The organism is Nocardia sp. NPDC004260, from assembly GCF_053603155.1.
Genome location: NZ_JBSGEZ010000002.1, coordinates 26,685 through 47,002 on the forward strand (window position 1 = coordinate 26,685; position 20,318 = coordinate 47,002).

Annotated in this window: 22 protein-coding genes; 11 read left to right on the forward strand and 11 right to left on the reverse strand. The window is 68.8% G+C overall.

The annotated features are described in order from the left end of the window. Nucleotides 1-144 precede the first annotated feature (144 nt). From ACWEO7_RS01690 to ACWEO7_RS01700, 3 genes are all read right to left on the reverse strand, one after another. The gene (locus ACWEO7_RS01690) at nucleotides 145-717 is read right to left on the reverse strand and encodes a flavoprotein (RefSeq protein ID WP_452420050.1); all 573 of its coding nucleotides are present in this window, start codon (nucleotides 715-717) and stop codon (nucleotides 145-147) included. Nucleotides 718-767: 50 nt separating this feature from the next. Next, nucleotides 768-986, reverse strand: a complete 219-nt coding sequence (locus ACWEO7_RS01695; RefSeq protein WP_452420051.1) for a hypothetical protein — start codon at nucleotides 984-986, stop codon at nucleotides 768-770. A 130-nt stretch (nucleotides 987-1,116) separates the two neighbouring features. Further along, the gene (locus ACWEO7_RS01700) at nucleotides 1,117-2,349 is read right to left on the reverse strand and encodes a helix-turn-helix domain-containing protein (protein ID WP_452420052.1); all 1,233 of its coding nucleotides are present in this window, start codon (nucleotides 2,347-2,349) and stop codon (nucleotides 1,117-1,119) included. A 53-nt stretch (nucleotides 2,350-2,402) separates the two neighbouring features. Here ACWEO7_RS01700 and ACWEO7_RS01705 point away from each other — a divergent pair, with 53 nt between their 5' ends. The 5 genes from ACWEO7_RS01705 to ACWEO7_RS01725 all read left to right on the forward strand — a co-directional run bounded on the left by ACWEO7_RS01705 (nucleotide 2,403) and on the right by ACWEO7_RS01725 (nucleotide 6,308). Further along, the gene (locus ACWEO7_RS01705; RefSeq protein WP_450014957.1) at nucleotides 2,403-2,528 is read left to right on the forward strand and encodes a hypothetical protein; all 126 of its coding nucleotides are present in this window, start codon (nucleotides 2,403-2,405) and stop codon (nucleotides 2,526-2,528) included. A gap of 22 nt (nucleotides 2,529-2,550) precedes the next feature. Beyond that, complete coding sequence (locus ACWEO7_RS01710) at nucleotides 2,551-2,925, forward strand: hypothetical protein (RefSeq protein WP_452420053.1); 375 nt, start codon at nucleotides 2,551-2,553, stop codon at nucleotides 2,923-2,925. Then, entirely contained in the window at nucleotides 2,922-3,380 is a 459-nt protein-coding gene (locus tag ACWEO7_RS01715; RefSeq protein WP_450014955.1) for a DNA-directed RNA polymerase subunit beta, read from the forward strand. The genes ACWEO7_RS01710 and ACWEO7_RS01715 overlap by 4 nt, the downstream gene beginning before the upstream one ends. Then, nucleotides 3,377-3,601, forward strand: a complete 225-nt coding sequence (locus ACWEO7_RS01720; protein ID WP_450014954.1) for a hypothetical protein — start codon at nucleotides 3,377-3,379, stop codon at nucleotides 3,599-3,601. Before ACWEO7_RS01715 ends, ACWEO7_RS01720 begins: the two co-directional genes overlap by 4 nt. A 469-nt stretch (nucleotides 3,602-4,070) precedes the next feature. Continuing rightward, entirely contained in the window at nucleotides 4,071-6,308 is a 2,238-nt protein-coding gene (locus tag ACWEO7_RS01725; protein WP_452420054.1) for a serine/threonine-protein kinase, read from the forward strand. Between the two features lie 172 nt (nucleotides 6,309-6,480). Here ACWEO7_RS01725 and ACWEO7_RS01730 read toward each other — a convergent pair whose 3' ends face one another. The 8 genes from ACWEO7_RS01730 to mptB all read right to left on the reverse strand — a co-directional run bounded on the left by ACWEO7_RS01730 (nucleotide 6,481) and on the right by mptB (nucleotide 13,943). After that, on the reverse strand, nucleotides 6,481-7,365 hold the full coding sequence (locus ACWEO7_RS01730) for a universal stress protein (protein WP_452420055.1): 885 nt from the start codon (nucleotides 7,363-7,365) through the stop codon (nucleotides 6,481-6,483). A gap of 138 nt (nucleotides 7,366-7,503) precedes the next feature. Further along, complete coding sequence (gene pip, locus ACWEO7_RS01735; RefSeq protein ID WP_452420056.1) at nucleotides 7,504-8,487, reverse strand: prolyl aminopeptidase; 984 nt, start codon at nucleotides 8,485-8,487, stop codon at nucleotides 7,504-7,506. A gap of 131 nt (nucleotides 8,488-8,618) precedes the next feature. Then, complete coding sequence (gene tsaA, locus ACWEO7_RS01740) at nucleotides 8,619-9,023, reverse strand: tRNA (N6-threonylcarbamoyladenosine(37)-N6)-methyltransferase TrmO (protein WP_452420057.1); 405 nt, start codon at nucleotides 9,021-9,023, stop codon at nucleotides 8,619-8,621. After that, complete coding sequence (locus ACWEO7_RS01745) at nucleotides 9,020-9,388, reverse strand: YceI family protein (protein WP_452420058.1); 369 nt, start codon at nucleotides 9,386-9,388, stop codon at nucleotides 9,020-9,022. Before ACWEO7_RS01745 ends, tsaA begins: the two co-directional genes overlap by 4 nt. A 114-nt stretch (nucleotides 9,389-9,502) precedes the next feature. Beyond that, nucleotides 9,503-10,477 carry a COX15/CtaA family protein gene (locus ACWEO7_RS01750; protein ID WP_452420059.1) on the reverse strand — a complete coding sequence of 325 codons (975 nt, stop codon included), beginning with the start codon at nucleotides 10,475-10,477 and terminating at the stop codon, nucleotides 9,503-9,505. 66 nt (nucleotides 10,478-10,543) lie between these two features. After that, nucleotides 10,544-11,335: an ABC transporter permease gene (locus ACWEO7_RS01755; RefSeq protein ID WP_452420060.1), complete on the reverse strand. Its 792-nt coding sequence runs from the start codon at nucleotides 11,333-11,335 to the stop codon at nucleotides 10,544-10,546. Beyond that, complete coding sequence (locus ACWEO7_RS01760; protein ID WP_452420061.1) at nucleotides 11,332-12,264, reverse strand: ABC transporter ATP-binding protein; 933 nt, start codon at nucleotides 12,262-12,264, stop codon at nucleotides 11,332-11,334. Before ACWEO7_RS01760 ends, ACWEO7_RS01755 begins: the two co-directional genes overlap by 4 nt. After that, entirely contained in the window at nucleotides 12,261-13,943 is a 1,683-nt protein-coding gene (mptB, locus tag ACWEO7_RS01765) for a polyprenol phosphomannose-dependent alpha 1,6 mannosyltransferase MptB (protein WP_450014946.1), read from the reverse strand. The genes ACWEO7_RS01760 and mptB overlap by 4 nt, the downstream gene beginning before the upstream one ends. A 94-nt stretch (nucleotides 13,944-14,037) precedes the next feature. On the opposite strand from mptB, the gene ACWEO7_RS01770 reads away from it, so the two are divergent. From ACWEO7_RS01770 to sufC, 6 genes are all read left to right on the forward strand, one after another. Beyond that, nucleotides 14,038-14,718, forward strand: coding sequence for a TetR/AcrR family transcriptional regulator (locus ACWEO7_RS01770; protein WP_452420062.1), 681 nt, complete (start codon nucleotides 14,038-14,040; stop codon nucleotides 14,716-14,718). A gap of 40 nt (nucleotides 14,719-14,758) precedes the next feature. Beyond that, entirely contained in the window at nucleotides 14,759-15,778 is a 1,020-nt protein-coding gene (locus ACWEO7_RS01775; protein ID WP_452420063.1) for an alcohol dehydrogenase catalytic domain-containing protein, read from the forward strand. Nucleotides 15,779-16,083: 305 nt separating this feature from the next. Further along, on the forward strand, nucleotides 16,084-16,893 hold the full coding sequence (locus tag ACWEO7_RS01780; RefSeq protein ID WP_452420064.1) for a helix-turn-helix transcriptional regulator: 810 nt from the start codon (nucleotides 16,084-16,086) through the stop codon (nucleotides 16,891-16,893). Next, nucleotides 16,890-18,326, forward strand: a complete 1,437-nt coding sequence (sufB, locus tag ACWEO7_RS01785) for a Fe-S cluster assembly protein SufB (protein ID WP_452420065.1) — start codon at nucleotides 16,890-16,892, stop codon at nucleotides 18,324-18,326. The genes ACWEO7_RS01780 and sufB overlap by 4 nt, the downstream gene beginning before the upstream one ends. Beyond that, nucleotides 18,326-19,504: a Fe-S cluster assembly protein SufD gene (sufD, locus tag ACWEO7_RS01790; RefSeq protein ID WP_452420066.1), complete on the forward strand. Its 1,179-nt coding sequence runs from the start codon at nucleotides 18,326-18,328 to the stop codon at nucleotides 19,502-19,504. Before sufB ends, sufD begins: the two co-directional genes overlap by 1 nt. Before the next feature lie 37 nt (nucleotides 19,505-19,541). Beyond that, on the forward strand, nucleotides 19,542-20,318 hold the full coding sequence (gene sufC / locus ACWEO7_RS01795; protein ID WP_355070834.1) for a Fe-S cluster assembly ATPase SufC: 777 nt from the start codon (nucleotides 19,542-19,544) through the stop codon (nucleotides 20,316-20,318).

The window sequence follows — 20,318 nt, forward strand, 5'->3', positions numbered from 1 at the left end:
CCACCTTCCGGAGTGCCCGGTGCGCTGAATGCGACACCGGCGTCGGGCGATGAGAAGTGCCCCGGGTCAACGTGTTCGGCCATGCGCGATGCTCGGCGAGGAAACGAGTCGGATGACGGCGAAATCAGGCGGCTGAGGCCGTGGTCAGTTCGGGGCGGAGCGCTCGGCTCCATCCCGGCGCGGATGCTCAAGGAGCGCCTTCCACGCTGCCTGCCAAGGGAACAGGGGGAGGCGTGCTTCTCCGGTGCCCCGCTCATGCGGCTCGCCTTCGCCGATCACCATGGTGATGCCCCATTCGGACAGTTTGCGGATCCCCTCCTGGATCGCCGGAAAGCTGATCTGCGCGCGGTTCGAGTACGGCACCCCCACGATCGGCAGCCCCTTGCCGAGCCCTTCGACCAGCAGGCCGAGCAGGAGCGTATCCGAGATCCCCGCAGCCCATTTCGCGATCGAATTGCCGGTGAGCGGTGCGGCGATGATGCCGTCGGCGGGCGGCAGCACGTCCGGCGTGCCCGGTTGCTTGTACTCGCTGCGCACGGGATAGCCGGTCTGCGCCCGGATCGCGTCGGCATCGATGAAACCGGTGCCGGACGGCGAGGCGATCACGCACACCTCCCATCCGTCCGCCTGTGCCAGGGTGATCAGCTTGCCGACATCGCGTGCGGCGGGCGATCCGGTCACGAGGGCGTACAGCACGGAATTTCCGTTGGCGTCCACGGGTTCATGGTGCCACGCCGCCTAGGTCGTCTCGACCCGCTGGCGCGTGGTTATCGTCGATGGACCGAGGTGGCGCGGCACGCGAATCCTCCCTGTGGGGTCGGTTCGATCTCGACATAGACCGATAGGCCCTCGGCGATCGTGGTGATGTTCAGATCACCGCAGACAGCCGACACGTGGAACCACACGAGCGTGTGGTTGGTGTCGTCGAGCTCGATCACGCCGGTGCCGTTGCGGGGCTTCCAACGCCATACGGTGCCGCTGTCCATCGTCGCCCCTCTCTCGTGTTATGCGGCCGAATGCGCTGCTTCGGCGCAGAGGGTTGTGCTGCAACGGATTTCGTCCGCCGGATGCGCTGGGTGCTCTCCCCGGTGGTGCGGAGTCGGCCGACGTGCGGATTCATGCCGGGACCGCGCCGATGCGTTTGGCGAGGCGGCCGAGGTCGCCGGTGGTGAGGTTGCGGTGGGCGGTGCGCATCATGTGACCGACGAGTTCGCGGACGTGGGTCATGCCCCGGACTTGTTGGGGCGCGATGTGTTCGGCGCGCAGTAGGGCGTGCAGGGAGTTGTGGTAGTCGCGGCGGAGGGCGTGGGCGCGGCCGATCTCGACGAAGTATTGGGCTCGGCGGCCTTCGGCGGGGATGGTGTGAGGGTTGAGAGTGGGGGCGAGTTCAAGCACTTGACCTGGTTCGCGTTGTTCCATTGCCGCCGACATGCGCCACAGGATCACGTTTGTCGCGTTGAAGGTCGGGTTGCGCAGCAGTGCGTTGTCCGCGTCGGCGTGCTCGAGTCGAGCGACCTGTTCGTCCGCTTCGTTCAAGTGGTCGGCAGGGTCGCCGCCGAGTGCCGCGGTGACGAGTGCGGCTTGCAGATGCAGCATGCCGTACGTTTCGATTTCCTCGACCGAACGCACGTCCGGTGCCAGCCGCTCGGCGGTGGTCTCGGCGTCCTGGAGTGCGGCGGGCAGAGTTCCGGGGCGCGCCAAGAGCGTCTGGCTTCGGGTGTAGGCGGCTGTCGCCGGACCCGATGTGCCACCGATGTTTTCGGTGGCGCGTTCGATTTCCTGCGCCGCTGTCCACGCCAGTGCGGGATAGCCGCGACGCGACGCCGACTGTGCCGTGAGATAGGCGGCCGCCGCCAGCGCGTCCCAGGAGCGGTCACGGTCGATGCCGGTGGCGTCCCGAGTATGGCGATAGCAGTCCGTCAGTAGAGGCGCGAGCAACGGCCCTAGCCTCGCGTAATCGCATGCGCGCCTCAGTTCGGCCGCGTACTTCGTCGCAGCCGTGAGTTCGTCCAGGCTTCGCGGCGGCCCGACCACCGTGGTGTTCCCGTGTGTCCACAGTGCGGTTTCGATGTCGGCTACCGCGGCGTGGAATCCTGCCGACGACGGGTCGAACCGGTCGTCCTGATCGCCGGTCAGATCACCGACCGCGACGCCGAGCGCCTGGGCAAGGGCGTGCAGGGTCCGCCGGGAATCGATCGGTCGCTCACCGTTCTCGTATTTGGCGATCGCACCACGGCTGACACCGACCCGGTCGGCCAACACCTGCTGCGAGATGCCACGGCGCGCGCGGATGGCACGCACCTGTCGGCCGATGTACCGGCCCTCGTCTTTCCCCAGATCCTCGCTCATCGGCTCTCCCTCGCCGGATGCTGACCGAAACCTCATGCTAGACGCGTCGCCACGTGTCCCGCACCGGGACAGCGCCGCTCCGGCGGCCCGCCAAGCTGGTGCGAGCACTCGCCCTCGGGACGGGCACGTCCGCGCGCGACAAGCTGGTCGCGCTCTCGCTGCGGGTGCTCACAACGTGATGAGCAGGGGAAGGCGAACGTGATGCGGGGAGAGGCAGTCGGTTTCGCGCGGCACGACATGTTCGTGAAGCGGCACGGTGACGCGATCGCGGTGCGGGCGACTGGTGACCGATACGAACTCGGCGCGATCGGCAAGCCGGTGGTGTTCGAACCCGGCCCGACGCTATTCCTACCGAATGCCCCGCGCCGCGTGCGTCCTGCGACCGATTCGCTACAGCGACGAGCGGTGATCCGGGGCTCCGGATCACCGCGCGACGTTTTCCACGGGGGAACCGTCCGTGGGTCCGCTCGCCTCGGCGCGATGGCGTGGCGGCTGCCGCGCGGACGTGACTCGCGCACTGTGGCCTCGCACCGCATCGAACCTCTCGGCGCGGCAGTGGGGGAGAGCGCGCGGTGAGCGAACCATGCTTTCCGGCGGCCGACACCCCGGCCAGCCGGTGCCGCTTCTACCGGCAATGCGGGCTCGCGGCGGCCGTGCAGCCGGAACTCGGTCGCATCATCGTGCCCGCGGGTCGGGTGGGCGCGATCACCATGCCCGCGCGGCTCGGACAGGAGGTGAAGGCGCTGATGCAGGTCCGGCGGTCCGCGCTCGGGCCGATCATCTCGCATCCGCGTTCGAAGCGCTGGACCTATCTGGTGCGGCCGGACCTGCCCGACGAGGTCGGCTTGTTCGCCGAGCTGTTCCGGCTGGACGTGTCGGTAGCGCGTTGCGGCGCGCAGATCGCGTTGCCGTCACCCGCAGACCGGTCACCGTGCTTCCGCGTCTGGGTCGAACCGCCGCGCGATACGTTCCGGCCGTCCGGCTCGGTCGTGGTCGCGGCGATTCGTGTTCGCGCTCGGCGGTGGTGGTGACCGGACCGGAGCAGCGGTCGCCGCGGCCGCACGAGCGGGATGTCCATCTCTCGATCCAATTCCACGACGTGCGCTTGAATTTCGCGGCCTGCGCGAGCGCCGCCGCGCTGTTCGTCCAGGAATGGCGCGCCCGCCACTACGAGGACGCGGTCACGGTGCTGCCGGGCGATCCGGCCGGTCTGCCCCGCCTCCCGAACGAGCGGTTGTTCCTCGACCCGTGAGCGGCGGTCGGCCAGGGAGTGGACGCGGCCGCAGGTCCCCGCTGGTCTCTTGCGCCGTGGTCGTCGCGGGTCCGGCACGCCGCGCTGACTCGGCGGTCTCGCCATCCCGGTGGTGCGGGTACCTCGGCGGCCGTTCACCCCGCTGGTCGCGGTCATGGCGGGCGCGCTCACGGCGGTGCCGCGTCCTGGGCCTGCCCGGCGTCCGCGTCATCGATCCGTCCTCGGGTGTCGGCGGCGACAGAACACGAGTCGGGCATCGACTCTTGGCACCAGGAGCGGTGGAATGGCGAATTGTCCGCAAAGTGACCTGTCCGCCGCATCTCGCGCAGATGCGGCACCGCCCTCTTCGGAGGGCGATACCCTTGAGCAGGGTAATTCGACGTCAAGGAGCTGATGTGGAACACCTACGAGGCAAGGCGCGACGTGTGTAGCCGCCGTATGGCTGACCGTGGCTGACTCCGAGCTACCGATGCGTGATCCCATCGATCTTGCCGATTCGGCGGAACGGACCCGTGCGACGCTCGCCGCCGCTGTGGCGCGATTCTCCGAGGCTTGGGCATCGGGACTCCCGCCCGATCTGTCCGCCTACCTGCCCTGCGAGCCGGCCGAGCGGCACACGGCGCTGATCGAATTGATCAAAGTCGACCTCGAGTTCCGCTGGCTCCGCTACCACTTCCCGAAGCGGCTGATCGACTACCGCGCGGAATTCCCCGAGCTGCGAAACGGTCCGTTCCCCGCGGACCTGGTGTACGAGGAATTCCACGCCATGCGCCGTAGCGGCCGCCGCGCCGACGCCGCCGATCTGGCCGGTACCGCTACCGCGCCGGCGGCCGACCCGGATCTCGACCGGATCACCAGCGACTACCGCAGCACGATGATCGCGCGGCCGAGCGCCCAAGTCGCGCTCGACGCCATCGACGTCGGCGATCGCGTCGACGATTTCGACCTCCTGATGCGTATCGGCGTCGGCGCCTTCGCCCAGGTGTACCTCGCGCGACAGCAGTCGATGCAGCGACTGGTCGCGGTCAAGATCTCGCACAACCACGGCAACGAGCCGCAGACGCTCGCCCAGCTCGACCACGAATACATCGTGCGCATCTTCGACCAGCGACTGATCGCCGACGGCGAGCTGAAACTGCTCTACATGCAGTATCTGCCCGGCGGAACGCTGCTCGACGTGCTGCGCTTGTCGCGCACGACGCCGCGGGAACGTCGTGGTGGACAACTGCTGCTCGACGCCATCGACAAGGTGCTCGCCGACAAAGGCGAGGTCCGGCCGACCGAATCGGCTGTCCGGACCAGAATCGCCGGACTGACTTGGCCGGAGACCGTGGTGTGGCTGGGGCGCCGGCTCGCGGACGCGCTGGAGCACGCGTCCGAACGTGGGGTGCTGCATCGCGACATCAAACCGGCGAACGTGCTGCTGAGCGCCGAGGGAATTCCGAAGCTGGCCGACTTCAATGTCAGCTTCAGCGAACGTGTCCGAGGCACCAGCCCCCTGGCGTACTTCGGCGGGTCGCTGGCATACATGTCGCCCGAGCAACTCGAAGCGTGCCACCCCGACCTGCCTGCGACCGCCGCGGAACTGGATACGAGAAGCGACATCTTCGCGCTGGCCGTCATGCTGTGGGAGTTGCTCACCGGGCGCCGCCCCTTCGCGGACGAGACGTCGGCGGGCGATTCGCAGACGTCGCTGGCCCGCATGATCGCACTGCGGCGCCGGCCCATCGGTCCAGCGTTCCTGTCGGAGCTGCCGCCGGACTGCCCGATGGCGCTGCGCCGCGTGCTGTTGAAGTGTCTGTCGCCCGACCGTGCGGACCGCTACTCCTCCGGCTCGGAATTGGCGCAACAGCTCGATCTGTGCCTGGAGCAGCGGGCCCGCGATCTCGTCTATCCACCCCCGGACAGCTGGCGCGCACGGCTCGCGCGCAGACCCACCCCCATCCTGTGGTTGTCCTCGCTGGTCGGTGTCGGCCTGGCGACGATCTACATGGCCGTGCACGTGCAGGACCTGATCAGGGAGCGCCTGACCGATACGACAAACTCGCAGCTCAACATGGGTGTGTACGTCTTCGTCCTCATCGCCTGCCCGCTGTCCATCGTGATCTACGCGTATATGTCGCGTGATCTGCTCGCAGTTCCGCGCGGCTTGCGCGAGGGCAGACGCTACGACGAGGCACTGCTCGCGCGAGTGCGGTCGCGAACACTGTTCTGGGGGGACATGTGCGCGCTGAACACCTTTCAAACCGGGATCACGGCGACGGTGACGGGGGTGTTCCTCTGCCTCTGGCTCACCGATCTTCCGGCGCGACTGGTGATCCACGCGGCGACGACCGTCTTCATGGCGGCTGTCATCTCCGTCGCCTACACGTTCTTCCTGTCGACGTTCTACATCGTCCGCTGTGTCTATCCGACCTATTTGCGTTACAGCCGCACGACGGCGCACGACTTCGGCGTCCTCCGCACCCTGCGCCGCAGAACCACGATCTATCTCGCGGTCACGGCGTCCGTGCCACTGGTCGGGGTGCTGGCCGGATTCAGCCTGCTCGAACCCGAGGAACTTCCGCTGGTGCGTGATTCGGTCCTCGGGCTGTGCGCGGTCGGCGGGCTCGCGTTCGTCGCCGTGTACTGGCTGTTCCGCACGCTGGACGCGGACCTGCGCGCGCTCCAGCGGGTGGTCCGGGCATCAGCGGCGGATGTGGACTGATCCGCGCGCACGCCCACGACCCGAGCGATTTGCCCGAGCGACCTCACAGGGCCGACTCGGGCCGATCGACGAACTCGCCACCGTGCACTCAGGTGTCGCGGGAATGATCGCCCCGGTGCTCGACTCCCCAGCGCACCAGCCAGGTCGCTATGGCGAGAAATAGCCCGCTGTCCTACCGCTCCCGGCAGATCACCACCGGGCTCGCTGCGTGATGCAGCAAGTTCTGGCTCGTCGATCCGAGGACGAGTCCGGTGAGGCGGTTGTGCCCACGACTGCCGGTCACCAGCAGTTGGGCTTTCTCGGCGTGTGCGAGCAGCGCCTGCGCGGGCGTGTTCTTCTCGACCACTTTGGTGACCGTGACGTCCGGGTATTTCTCGCACCATCCGGCCAAGCATTCGGACAGTAGCGCCTCCTCCTGCTGAGCCAGCACATCCCACGCGTCGGGCACCGGGGTCCACTGCAGCAGGTCCGGGTCGTTCCACGCGTGCAAGGCGGTCACTCCGACGCCGAGTGTGGACGCCAGCTCGAACGCCTCGCCGAGCGCCGCGGAACTACCTGGGCTCCCGTCGACGCCGACGAGCACGGGCCGCTCGTCCGGCTGTGGCCGGTCGAGCCTGCCTCGCCACACGGTCACCGGACAGTCCGCCTTGTTCGCGACCGTGAGCGCGGTCGATCCCAGCAACAGCGTGGAGAGCCGGTCCTGGTGTTTCGCCGCGACGACGACCATGCGCGCTTCCGCGCTGTGCTTGATCAACTCGCGCGCGGGCGAGCCGTCCTCGACGGTCCGGTGGATCTCGATGTCCGGCTGATCGGCGCGCACGGCGTCGAATGCCTCCTCGACCTTCTGCTTCGCCGCCGCTCGGAGTTCGGGTAGCAGATTGACCTCGGCCAGGGCGGAGGATGTCATGGGGTAATCGAGGGCGGGAACCACGCCCAGCAGCACCAGCGTGGCGCGCTGCCGATTCGCGACGGCTCCGGCCCAGCGCGCTGCACCCACAGCGGTCGGGCTGCCGTCGATTCCGACGACGATCGACTGACGGTCGGCTGGTGTGCTCATTTCGTCTCCGTTTGCGGTTGCGACAGGATCGACTTCCACATTCGCAGCGGGGACCCGGTTCGCACCGGGGGCGGTGGCCCCTGATGGTCGGGACTTAAGGCCCTCACCGGGCGAATTCCCGGCCGAGGCCGGAGCGGGCTACCGAGCGAACCGGGCGATCGCCCGCAGGACGGCGGCGCCCATGGCCGTGCTGCCGGTGTGACCGGAATCGTCGATAACCTGTAGTTCCGCCTCGGGCCACGCCTGGGCCAGCTGCCAGGCGGTGTACAGCGGGGCGCTCAGGTCGAGTCGGCCGTGGATCAGCACGCCGGGGATGCCCGTGAGCCGGTGCACGTCGCTCAGCAGCTGCCCGTCCTCCAGCCAGGCCGCGTTGGCGAAGTAATGCGTGCAGATTCGCACGAAGGCCATTCGCGCCGCGTCCGGCTTCGCGCTGTATTGCCCTGGGTTGCCCAGGTTCTCGTGCGCGATCACCGCGTCCTCCCACGCGCACCACCGCCGCGCCGCCGACTCGCGGGTCTGCGCGTCGGGGCTCTCGATCAGTCGGTGATAAGCGTCGACGAGGTCGCCGTGGCGGTCGGCGAGGGGAACGCCGGTGCGGAAGGTCTCCCACTGTGCGGGCAGGAGTTTCGCGACATCGCGGTACAGCCAGTCGATCTCCTCTTGCCGGGTCATGGTCACCCCGACCAGCACGATCTCGCTGACCCGCTCGGGGTAGCGCTGGGCGTAGGCGAGGATCAGCGTCGAGCCCCAGGAACCGCCGAAGAGCAACCACCGGTCGATCCCGAGGTGTTCGCGTAGACGTTCCATGTCCGCGATCAAGTGATGCGTGGTGTTGTGCGTGAGGTCGACCGACGGGTCGGAGGCATGCGGCAGACTCTCGCCGCAGCCACGTTGATCGAACAGGACGATTCGGTAGGCGGCCGGGTCGAAACTCTTCCGCGAGCCGCGCCGCCCGCCGCCGCCCGGCCCGCCGTGCACGACCAGCGCGGGTTTCCCGTCCGGGTTACCGCTGGTCTCCCAGTAGATCCGTTGGCCGTTCCCGACGTCCAAGAGTCCGTGCGCATACGGCTCGATATCGGGAAAGGGCTGCGGCGCATCGGGTCGCGCGTGTGGCGTGGACACGGTCGACCACACTACCGGCGAGAAACCAGGTGACCTGGTGTTCGGCGCGCCCGCTCGGGTCCTCATCGGACCGCGCTAGCTCACCGCCCGTACCGGGCCGGTTGCGGCCCGGTACGGCTCGTCCACAGCGGTCAACGGTCCTCGGTGAGAACAGGTTTGAGATCGAGGATCGGTGTGCCGTGCACAGCTTCGAGGTTGCGGACGTGGATGCGGGTTCCGGTGACAGCCAGGACGTGGACGCTGTGCAGACCGATCGGATTGGGCCGGTGCGGGGCGCGGGTGACGAAGACGCCGGTGGTCGCGCGATTGGCGTCACCACGCGGGTGGATGGTGAGGGTTTCGCGGTCGGCACGATCGAGCCAGGTCAATACCAGGATGTCCATGCCTGCGGTGAGTCCGTCGACGGCGCGGGCATATCGGTTATCGATGACCAGCCAGGCCGGCGGGGCTCCTTCATCGGGTTGGCGGGGAGCGGTGGCGGGGTCGGTCAGCACGGATTCGACGTGCCCGATCGGGCGCAGCGTGTAATCGGTCATGAATGTCCTTGCCGTTCTCGCATGGGGTTCGAGCCCGTTGCCCTCGGGCGTCGAATCACCCAAGAGCGACGGGCTCGGCCTCCAGAATATTGCCGAGTGAAAAGACACGGCTGTTTCCTCTGAATCAGGGACTGCCGGATCGCCGCGAGGTCGAACTCCAGCGTCGCCTTCGAAGCGACCGTGCCCGCCGCCGGGTTCCAGTGCACCCTCCAGTCCTTGCGGTTGATCGTGGTGGTGCCGGTGAAACCGACTCGGAGGGCGCCCGTCGGGTCGTTCTGCACGCTGGTCAGTTCGAAGTCGACGTGACCGGCTTGGTGACATCGCGGATGGTCAGGTCGCCGGTGACCTCGACTTCGCTCTCGCATCAAGAAATCTCGTCAGGGGCGACGGCGAACTCGTCGAACCCACGCTCGCAGTAGCGGTAGTGGCGCGTCGTCCAGCGTGTGGCCTGCCGAATCACACGGTTCGCGCAGTGTTCGTCAGGCCGCCTGTACCGCGGGGTCCGGCTTCGGGGCAGCGACCCGTTCCCGGGTGCGCAGCGAAGCCCACAGTGCGGCGGTGGCGGCGGTGCACGCCGCAGCCCCGCCCACGTGCACGACGACCAGCGCCGCGGGGACGTCGGTGAAGTACTGCACGATGCCGACCAGACCCTGGGCGCAGACCAGTCCCAGCAGCACGAAGAGGCGGGTGCGCACGGCGGGTGCGATGCCGACCGCGAACAGGCCGAACGCCAGGCCGATCAGCAAAGCGAGGTAGCCGACGAGCAGTTGCGAGTGCAGATGCACCAGGGTGACGATCTCGACCTGCAACCGCTCGACAGGACGTTCGATGCTCTTGTCGCCCGCGTGCGGGCCCGCGGCGGTCACCAGGGTGCCCGCGACCAAGACCGCGGCGAGCGCGACCCCGGCCAGTGCGGTGAGCCAGCGCAGCGGCGCGGGAGCCTGCACGGTGTCGATGCCGTCGTCGGGTTCGCCGATCTTCGCGTACAGCACCACCGCGAGCCACACCATTGCCATGGACGCGAGCAGGTGCGTCGACACGGTCCACCACAGCAGTCCGGTGCGCACCGTGATGCCGCCGATGACCGCCTGCACGACGGTGCCGCCGGGCATCAGCCACGCGTACACCAGCACCTCACGGCGGCGGCGCGCCCGGGTCACGGCCAGCACGATCGCCGCCGCGCACAGCGTGACCACGAAAGTGAGCAGCCGGTTGGAGAACTCGACCGCCTGGTGGAGGGCCGGGACCTCCGACACCGCGACCGGCGTGAAGCTGCCGGGGAAGCACTGCGGCCAGGTCGGGCAGCCCAGGCCGGACGCGGTGACCCGCACGACGGCGCCGGTCACCGAGATGCCCGCCTGGGAGAGGATGACCGCGAGCGCGATCAGGCGCTGCACCCGCGAGGAGGGCAGCGGCAGCTTGTCGACGAGTCGCAAGAACGCGCGATACAGCACGTCGAAAATGGTAGCCGGGCCGGATCCGGCGGTTTCATCCGGTCTACTACATTTCGTCGTTGAAGCTCAGTGGAAGCGGAACAGACGGGTGGCGGCGACGCCCGACGCCGCGCCCCACACCGCGAGCACGGCGATCCCGAACCAGTCGACGCTGGTGTCCATCGCGCTCTCCAGCGCTTCCGCCAACGCCCCCGAGGGCACCAGCCGGGCGAGCACGCTCACCACCGTGGGCAGGTCGTCGGAGGCGAACACGATACTGGCGACGCCGAGCATGACGAACCACAGGATGTTCGCCAGCGCGAGCACCACCTCGGCCTTGAGAGTGCCGCCCAGCAGCAGGCCCATCGCCGCGAACGTCGCGGTGCCGAGCGCGATCACCGCCGCGCCGAGCAGCAACCCGAGCGGTTCCGGCCGCCAGCCCAGCGCAAAGCCGATGAGGCCGAGCAGCACGGCTTGCAGCACGACCACGATGAGCACGGCCGCGCACTTGCCCGCGATGACGCCCCAGCGCGGCAGCGCCGTCGCGCCGAGCCGCTTGAGCGCGCCGTAGCGCCGGTCGAAGCCGACCGCGATGGCCTGACCGGTGAACGCGGTGGACATGACGGCCACCATCATCACCGCGGGCACGATCTTGTCCACCCGGTCCGCGCCGAGGTCGCCGAACGGCAACAGGCTCAGGCCGACCAGCAGGGTGATCGGGATGAACATGGTCAGCAGCAGTTGTTCGCCGTTGCGCAGCAACAGGATCAGTTCGAGCCTGGTCTGCGCGAGCAGCATCGCGGCGCGGGTGCTCGGGCGCGGGGCGGGAGCGAAAGTGCCCGGCGCGAAACGGTTGGCGGTCCGGTCGTGCTCGCTCATCCGCGCAGGTCCCGTCCGGTCAGTTCGAGGAAGACGTCCTCGAGGCGGCGCTGGTCGATCCGGATGTCGGTGGCCAGCACGTCCATCCGCGCGCACCACGCGGTGACGGTGGCGAGCACCTGCGGATTGATCTCGCCCTCCACCAGATAGGTGCCGGGCGTGGTCTCCCGGGGCGCGAAGCCTTCGGGCAGGGCGTTGGCCAGCAGTTCCAGGTTCAGTTTGGGCGGGGCGCAGAAGCGTAGCTGCCCGGCCGCGCCGTGCGCGGTGACCTCGGCCGGGGTGCCGGAGGCGACGATGCGGCCGTGGTCGATGATCACCAGCTGGTCGGCGAGTTGCTCGGCCTCGTCCATCATGTGCGTGGTCAGCACGACGGTCACCCCGTCGCGGCGCAGGGCATCGATCAGCTCCCAGACGATCAACCTGGCCTGAGCGTCCAGCCCCGCGGTGGGCTCGTCGAGGAACACGATTTCCGGCTTGCCCACCAGTGCGCAGGCGAGAGCGAGCCGTTGCTGTTGTCCGCCGGAGAGACGCCGGTAGGGGGTGCGGCGGTTGTCCTGGAGGCCGAGCGTGCGCAGCAGCCAGTCGGGGTCGAGCGGATCCGCGGAGTACGCGGCCACCAAGTCGAGCATCTCACCCGCCCGCGCACCGGGATACGCGCCGCCGCCCTGCAACATGACGCCGATGCGGGGGCGCAGCCGTTCGGAATCGGCGACGGGGTCCAGGCCGAGCACGCGCACCCTGCCCGCGTCCGGCGCGGCGAATCCCTCGCACATCTCCACCGTCGTGGTCTTGCCCGCGCCGTTCGGGCCGAGCAGCGCGAGCACCCGCGCCGGTTCCACCTCGAACGTCAGGCCGTCCACGGCCGTGATGTCGCCGTAACGCTTGACGACGCCGTCGACGCTGACGGCGGGTCCGGAGGGTGCGTTCACGATGTCACACCGTAGGAGGTGGGCACCTGTGACGGAGCCGACACCCCCGTCTGCCCGCGCCAGGGCAGCGAATTGCGCGTGATCACGATGAACAGCACTCCGACGATGACGGTGGCGATCGCGGCGCCCACGATCTGGAACACCTCGAGATCGGCGCCGCGCGGCATCAGGATCACGCTCACGATCGCCGAGAACGCCACCGCCGGAACGCGGAACACCGGCCGGGTCGCCCACGCGGCCATCGGGACGATCGCCCACAGCAGATACCAGGGCTGCACCACCGGGAAAAGCAGCACGATCGCGCCGAGCGCTACGCCGAGCGCGCCGACCGGATGCAGCCGCCCGGTGCCGGTGGCAACGAGCATGCGCACGGTGAAGAAGCCCGCGACCAGTGCCGCGATCGGGCGGGTGATGCTCAGCAGCGCGGTGGTGTGGTCGCCGAGCCCGAGCAGTACGCCGCCGAATCCGGTGATGATGCCCAGCACCGTGGGCAACGACATCCAGCTGCGCACCACGCTCGCGGTGTTCAGCGTGTAGATCCAACCGAATCCGAGCCCGCTCACCGAACTGATGAAAAGCGTTGTGCCGATGGCTATCGCGCCGAGCATGGCGGCCGCGATGGCCACCGTGCGCAGCGAGGCCCCCCACCTGCGAGCCAGCGCCATGCCGACGAAACCGAGCGCGATGATCGAGGTGAATTTGATCGACGACGACAGCGTGATGATGACCGCGCCGCCGATCAGCCACGCGTAGGCGCGGCCGTCGAACGGGTGGGTGTCCTCGATGGCGCGCAGGCAGAACTCCAGGCCCGCCAGCATCAGGCCGAGCATCAGCGCGTCGTTGTGCACGCCGCCGACCAGATGGAACAGCACCAGCGGGTTGGCCGCGCCGAGCCACAGCGCGCTGACCGGCGCGACGCCGCAGCGCACCGAGAGCCGGGGCAGCGCCCAGACGATCAGCGCGACGCCGCCGAGCGCGAGGATCCGGTGCACCCACACGCCCGCGATGATGTTGTCGCCGGTGAGTTCGGCGATGCCGCGGCCGATCCAGAGGAACAGCGGGCCGTAGGGCGCGGGGGTGTCACGCCAGATGGTCGGGACGTTATTGGTGAGAACGTTGTCGATCCCGAGCCCCGCGACGGGGCCTTCCTGGTAGGGGTCGATGCCGCGCGCGGCGATCTCGCTCTGCGCCAGATAGGAGTAGACGTCGTTGCTGAACAGCGGGGGAGCGACGCTGAGCGGGATCAGCCACAGCAGCAGCGTGCGATCGAGTTGCGAGCGGGTCAGCCGGTGCACGGGGGAGCCGCCGATGCCGCCCACCGCGAACCGGCCCAGCAGCAGCCAGGCCAGCACCACGACGACGGTGCCGGTCATGCACATGGCCAGCGATCCGGTGTGGGCGCGGGCGAAGATGCCGAGCACGCGGACGCCGGACGTGGGGTTCTGGTGCACCGGCTGTGCCCCGATGCCCAGCGCACTGATCGCCATCAGCACCGTTCCGGTCGCGCCCATCAGGCGGATCCGGTCGAGCTGCGCCAGCTCCTTGCGATCGAGACCGGGCACCTCCGACTCGTCGCGATGCAGCACCGCGATCGTGTGATCGGCCGCGGGCACGTCGAGTCCGAGTGCCCGGCGCCCGAACGCCAGTGTCCTGCGCCGCGCGCCGTCCAGTACCGCCACGCCACGAAGCCTAGTTCGAACGGCGAGCGCACACCGCGAACGGACCCCGGTCGTTCCGCCCGGGCCAGCCCCGCTCACGCGGCACAATCGACGCATGGTTTCGGAGTCCAGGCGGCGGATCGAGGTGGCCGCCTCCGGGCTGCTGGCGCGGCACGGGTATCACGGGTTCGGTCTGAAGGCGTTGAGCGAGGCGGCCGAACTGCCGTACGGCTCGATCTACCACCACTTTCCGGGTGGCAAGGAAGAGATCGCGGTCGCGGCGATCACCGGGACCGGCGTGCTGACAGGCCGGATGATCCGTCAGGCGCCGACCGACGTGTCCGCCACCTTGGCCACGCTGTTCGAATTCATGGTGGGCAAGCTCGCGGACTCGGAATGGACCGACGGGTGCCCGATCGGGACGCCCGCGCTGGACGGCGGCAGCGACGTGGCGGCGGTGCGCTCGGCCTGTGTGCGCGCCTTCGACACGATGGAGCAGGCGTTCGCCGGGCTGCTGGCCGAGCTCGGCCTCGGCGGGGAGGACGCGGCCGAGCTGGCCGCCACGGTGGTCGCCGCCTACGAGGGCGCCACCCTCCTGGCCCGGATCCGCCAGACGGACGCACCGCTGCGCACGGTCGCGAAGTCGATGGAGCGGCTGATCCGGGCCACCTTCGCGGCTGCGGGAATCGGTGGCGCGGTCGCGACGGCGGAAGGCTCGGACGAAATCGAAGCCGATACGGCATCGCCGTCCGGAAATCTTCCGGAAATGCGTGTCGAGCAGGGAGATTCGACGTGAAGCCGTTGACTAGAAAGAACGTTCTAGCGAAACTCGGACGATGAAGCGACTGATGCTGACCGGCCCCGGTGCGATGCGCTGGGAAGACCACCCCGAACCCGTCCTGAGCGGGCCCGATCAGGCGCTCGTGCGGCCGGTCGCGCTGGCCACCTGCGACATCGATCCGGCCGTCCTGCGCGGGGCTTTCCCGCTGCCGGGGCCGTATCCCTTCGGGCACGAGGGAGTCGCCGAAGTGGTCGAGGTGGGCCCGGAGGTCCGCGACGTCGCGGTGGGCGATCGCGTGGTGGTGCCGTTCCAGATCTCGTGCGGCGCCTGCCGGGCGTGCGCGCGTGGGCGGACCGGGAACTGCACCAGCCATCCGCGGCTGTCCAGTTTCGGCCTCGGCCCCATGGGCGGGCTGGACTGGGGCGGGCTGTGGGCCGACCTCGCGCTCGTGCCGCATGCCGACGCCATGCTGGTCCGCCTGCCGTCCGGCGTCGACCCGGTCGCGGTGGTCAGCGCGAGCGACAACATCCCCGACGCCTACCGTTCGGTCGGACCCCAGCTGGCCGACGATCCCGCCGCCGAAGTGCTGGTGATCGGCGGCCCCGCCGCGCCATCGATCGGCCTGTACGCCGCGGGGCTCGCCGTCGCCCTCGGCTCCGCCCGTGTGGTCTATCTCGACGACTTGGCCCAGCGGCTCGAGATCGCGAAATCGCTCGGAGCGGAGCCGATCGAAGGTCCGCGCGACGCCCGGGTCGGACGGTTCCCGATCGTGGTGGAGGCGGCCGGTGGGGCGAAGGCGCTGCGCGCGGCGATCGATGCGGCGGCGTACGACGGTTGGTGCACGAGCGTCAGCGTGCAGTCGCAGGATGTCGCCCTGCCGATTCTGGATATGTACACCCGCTGCTGCACCTTCCACACCGGTCGCGCCCACGTCCGCCCGGTCATTCCCGAGATGCTCGATCTCGTCGCCGCGGGTCGTTTCGATCCCTCGCTGGTCACCACGGTCACGGCCGAGTGGGACGAGGCGGTGGACGCGCTGCTGGAGACGCCGATGAAACTGGTCGCCGTGCGCTGAGCGCCTGTGACGAATCGCACTGTGGGCCCCGGCCGGACCGGCGCCGGGCCGCGGCGAGGGGATCGGAGGCGCGATGCTCGACGCTCGGAGTCGTGCGGACTCGGCTCGACCTGCTCCGATCGGCGTTTCCTCTGCGCAGGTCAGCCGGGGAGTCGGGCCGCGGCCGGGCTCCGCGCCGAGTGGACACCTGTCCGGAATGCCCGGGGGTGGTTTCCCGCCGCGTCGGAATCCCCGCAGGTCGACCGGGTTGCTGACTCAGGGCACCCTTATTAGATTTCGGGAACGAATTCCGCCACACTTATGTTGTGAAAACCGTGGGTTTGCGGAGAGACGACGAAGGAGCCGGTCGCAGGGCCGGCGCCGGGTCGACCGCTGCGCCCGCGGCGGTCGGCGGCGAAGGGCATACCCGAGCGGCCATCGTCCAGCTGCTGCTGGAGGAAGGACCGATCACCGCCACCGCCATCGGGAGCAAGCTCGGCCTGGCCCCGGCGGGCGTGCGCAGGCACTTGGACGCGCTGATCGATTCGGGTCAGGCGCGGGCCAGCCGATCGGCGCCCTGGCAGCAGAAAGGCCGGGGCCGCCCGGCCAAGCAGTACCAGCTCACCGCGGCCGGACGCGGCAAGCTCGGCCACGCCTACGACGATCTGGCCGGAGCCGCCATCCGGCAGCTCGGAGAGATCGGCGGCGAACAGGCCATCACCGAGTTCGCCCGCAAACGAGCACGCACTATCGTGGCCGGGATCGAACCGGTCGGTGAGCACACCACGGAACAGACCGCGGCCAAGGCCGAGGAGATCGCCGAGGCGTTCACCGACGCCGGGTTCGCGGCCACCACCCGCAAGGTGGGCACCGGCGTGCAGATCTGCCAGCACCACTGCCCCGTGGCGCACGTCGCCGAGGAGTTCCCGCAGCTGTGCGCGGCGGAACTCGAGGCGTTCCGCGAGCTGCTCGGCACCCACGTGCAGCGGCTGGCCACGATCGCCAATGGCGACTGCGCGTGCACCACGCACGTGCCGCTGCTCGTCCTGCCCGCCGAACGGACCGCAACTTCAGCACCAACCGCTGCACAGCCCGCAGCGGTACGAACGAACGACTCCGGAAGGAGTGCCGAATGACGACGACCACCGACCAGGTGCAACCGCTCACCCAGGAAGAGGCCATCGCTTCGCTGGGCAAATACGGTTACGGCTGGGCCGATTCGGATGTGGCCGGCGCCAGCGCGCAACGAGGTCTGTCCGACGCGGTTGTCCGCGACATCTCGGCGAAGAAGAACGAGCCGGAATGGATGCTCGAACAGCGGCTGAAGGCGCTACGCATCTTCGATCGCAAGCCCATGCCGATCTGGGGCTCCAACCTCGACGGCATCGACTTCGACAACATCAAGTACTTCGTGCGCTCCACCGAGAAGCAGGCCGCGTCCTGGGACGAGCTGCCCGAGGACATCAAGAACACCTACGACAAGCTGGGCATCCCCGAAGCGGAGAAGCAGCGGCTGGTCGCCGGTGTCGCCGCGCAGTACGAGTCCGAGGTCGTGTACCACCAGATCCGCGAGGACCTGGAGGCCCAGGGCGTGATCTTCCTGGACACCGACACCGGTCTCAAAGAGCACCCGGAGATCTTCCAGCAGTACTTCGGCTCGGTGATCCCCGCGGGCGACAACAAGTTCTCCGCGCTGAACACGGCCGTGTGGTCGGGCGGCTCGTTCATCTACGTGCCGCCGGGCGTGCACGTCGACATCCCGCTGCAGGCCTACTTCCGGATCAACACCGAGAACATGGGCCAGTTCGAGCGCACCCTGATCATCGTCGACGAAGGCGCCTACGTGCACTACGTCGAGGGCTGCACGGCGCCGATCTACAAGTCGGACTCGCTGCACTCCGCGGTGGTGGAGATCATCGTGAAGAAGGGCGGCCGCTGCCGCTATACCACCATCCAGAACTGGTCGAACAACGTCTACAACCTGGTCACCAAGCGGGCCAAGGCCGAGGCGGGCGCGACCATGGAGTGGATCGACGGCAACATCGGTTCCAAGGTCACCATGAAGTACCCGGCGGTCTGGATGACCGGCGAGTACGCCAAGGGCGAGGTGCTGTCGGTGGCGTTCGCTGGCGAGGGCCAGCACCAGGACACCGGTGCGAAGATGCTGCACCTCGCGCCGCACACCTCCTCGACCATCGTGTCGAAGTCGGTGGCGCGCGGCGGCGGCCGGGCCTCCTACCGCGGCCTGGTGCAGGTGAACAAGGGCGCCCACGGGTCGAAGTCGACGGTGAAGTGCGACGCGCTGCTGGTCGACACGATCAGCCGATCCGACACCTACCCCTACGTCGACATCCGCGAGGACGACGTGACCATGGGTCACGAGGCGACCGTCTCGAAGGTCTCCGAGGACCAGCTGTTCTACCTGATGAGCCGCGGCCTCACCGAGGACGAGGCGATGGCCATGGTGGTGCGCGGCTTCGTGGAGCCGATCGCCAAGGAACTGCCGATGGAATACGCGCTCGAGCTGAACCGCCTGATCGAGCTGCAGATGGAAGGAGCCGTCGGCTGATGGCCGTGGAGAACGTAGCCGAAGCCGCCGAGGCTCGTACCCCTGCGATCAACAAGGGCGAGGTCTTCACGTCGTTCGACGTGAACGCCTTCGAGGTGCCTTCCGCCAAGGACGAGGCGTGGCGGTTCACCCCGCTGCGCCGTCTGCGTGGACTGCAGGACGGCACCGCGGTCCGGGACGGCCGCACGAGTGTCGAGGTCGCGGCGGCCGAGGGCGTCACGGTGGAGACGGTCGAACGCTCCGACGCCCGCCTCGGCGAGGCCGGCGTGCCGTCCGACCGCGTTGCCGCGCAGGCGTACTCGGGCTTCGAGCAGGCCACCGTGGTATCGGTCGGCAAGGAGGTCGAGGTCGCCGAACCGGTGACCGTCACGATCACCGGGCCCGGCGAGGGCAAGACCGCCTACGGGCATCTGCAGATCCGGCTGGAGCACTTCGCCAAGGCCACCGTGGTCATCGACCAGCGCGGCAGCGGAATCTACGCGGAGAACGTGGAATTCATGCTCGGCGATTCCGCCAAGCTGACCGTGGTGGCCGTGCAGGACTGGGCCGACGACGCGGTGCACGCCACCGCCCACCACGCGAAGCTCGGCCGCGACGCCACGCTGCGGCACACCTCGGTCACCCTGGGCGGTGATCTGGTGCGGCTGACCGGCCACGTCCGCTACGACGGCCCCGGCGGCGACGCCGAACTGCTCGGCCTCTACTTCGCCGACGCGGGCCAGCACTTCGAGCAGCGTCTGCTCGTCGACCACGCCGTGCCGAACTGCAAGTCGAATGTGCTGTACAAGGGCGCGCTGCAAGGCGACCCGCACTCGCCCAAGGGCGACGCCCGCACCGTGTGGGTCGGCGACGTGCTCATCCGCGCCGCCGCCGAGGGCACCGACACCTTCGAGGTGAACCGCAACCTGGTGCTCACCGACGGCGCGCGGGCGGACTCGGTGCCGAACCTGGAGATCGAGACCGGCGAGATCGTCGGCGCCGGACACGCGTCCGCGACCGGCAGGTTCGACGACGAGCAGCTGTTCTACCTGCGCGCCCGCGGCATCCCGGAGGACGCCGCCCGCCGCCTGGTGGTGCGCGGTTTCTTCCACGAGATCATCCAGAAGATCGCGGTGCCCGAGGTCCGGGAGCGGCTGGAGGCGGCCATCGAGGCCGAACTCGCCGCCATCGGCGCCTGATCAACGACCCCATACCTGGCAAAGGAATTCGAATTCGATGACCACCCTGGAAATCAAGGACCTGCACGTCGAGGTCGCCAATCCCGACGAGTCCGGCGAGCCCATCAAGATCCTCAAGGGCGTGAACCTCACGGTGAAGTCCGGTGAGACGCACGCCATCATGGGCCCGAACGGCTCCGGCAAGTCGACGCTGTCCTACGCGATCGCCGGCCACCCGAAGTACACGGTGACCTCCGGCTCGATCACGCTCGACGGCGAGGACGTGCTGGCGATGTCGGTGGACGAGCGCGCCCGTGCGGGCCTGTTCCTCGCCATGCAGTACCCGGTCGAGGTTCCCGGCGTCTCGATGTCGAACTTCCTGCGCACCGCCGCGACCGCCGTGCGCGGCGAGGCCCCCAAGCTGCGGCACTGGGTCAAGGAGGTGAAGGAGTCGATGAGCGAACTGGAGATCGACGCCGCCTTCGCCGAGCGCAGCGTGAACGAGGGCTTCTCCGGCGGCGAGAAGAAGCGCCACGAGATCCTCCAGCTCGGCCTGCTCAAGCCGAAGATCGCGATCCTGGACGAGACCGACTCGGGTCTGGACGTCGACGCACTGCGCATCGTCTCCGAGGGCGTCAATCGCTACAAGGAGCGCGAGAACGGCGGCATCCTGCTGATCACGCACTACACCCGCATCCTGCGCTACATCCAGCCGGAGTTCGTGCACGTCTTCGTCGGCGGCCGCATCGTCGCCGAGGGCGGCGCCGAGCTCGCCGAGGAACTCGACGCCAACGGCTACGTTCGTTTCACTCAGACCGCTACCGCTGGAGCTTGA

Excerpts from the sequence above, each read along its gene's own strand:
- tsaA (WP_452420057.1), bottom strand. The coding sequence starts at position 9,023 with ATGACCGATTACACGCTGCGCCCGATCGGGCACGTCGAATCCGTGCTG.
- sufC (WP_355070834.1), top strand. The coding sequence starts at position 19,542 with ATGACCACCCTGGAAATCAAGGACCTGCACGTCGAGGTCGCCAATCCC.
- ACWEO7_RS01745 (WP_452420058.1), bottom strand. The coding sequence starts at position 9,388 with ATGCGAGAGCGAAGTCGAGGTCACCGGCGACCTGACCATCCGCGATGT.
- ACWEO7_RS01695 (WP_452420051.1), bottom strand. The coding sequence starts at position 986 with ATGGACAGCGGCACCGTATGGCGTTGGAAGCCCCGCAACGGCACCGGC.
- ACWEO7_RS01725 (WP_452420054.1), top strand. The coding sequence starts at position 4,071 with ATGCGTGATCCCATCGATCTTGCCGATTCGGCGGAACGGACCCGTGCG.
- ACWEO7_RS01755 (WP_452420060.1), bottom strand. The coding sequence starts at position 11,335 with ATGAGCGAGCACGACCGGACCGCCAACCGTTTCGCGCCGGGCACTTTC.
- sufD (WP_452420066.1), top strand. The coding sequence starts at position 18,326 with ATGGCCGTGGAGAACGTAGCCGAAGCCGCCGAGGCTCGTACCCCTGCG.
- ACWEO7_RS01775 (WP_452420063.1), top strand. The coding sequence starts at position 14,759 with ATGAAGCGACTGATGCTGACCGGCCCCGGTGCGATGCGCTGGGAAGAC.
- ACWEO7_RS01700 (WP_452420052.1), bottom strand. The coding sequence starts at position 2,349 with ATGAGCGAGGATCTGGGGAAAGACGAGGGCCGGTACATCGGCCGACAG.
- ACWEO7_RS01730 (WP_452420055.1), bottom strand. The coding sequence starts at position 7,365 with ATGAGCACACCAGCCGACCGTCAGTCGATCGTCGTCGGAATCGACGGC.
- ACWEO7_RS01770 (WP_452420062.1), top strand. The coding sequence starts at position 14,038 with ATGGTTTCGGAGTCCAGGCGGCGGATCGAGGTGGCCGCCTCCGGGCTG.
- ACWEO7_RS01710 (WP_452420053.1), top strand. The coding sequence starts at position 2,551 with ATGCGGGGAGAGGCAGTCGGTTTCGCGCGGCACGACATGTTCGTGAAG.
- sufB (WP_452420065.1), top strand. The coding sequence starts at position 16,890 with ATGACGACGACCACCGACCAGGTGCAACCGCTCACCCAGGAAGAGGCC.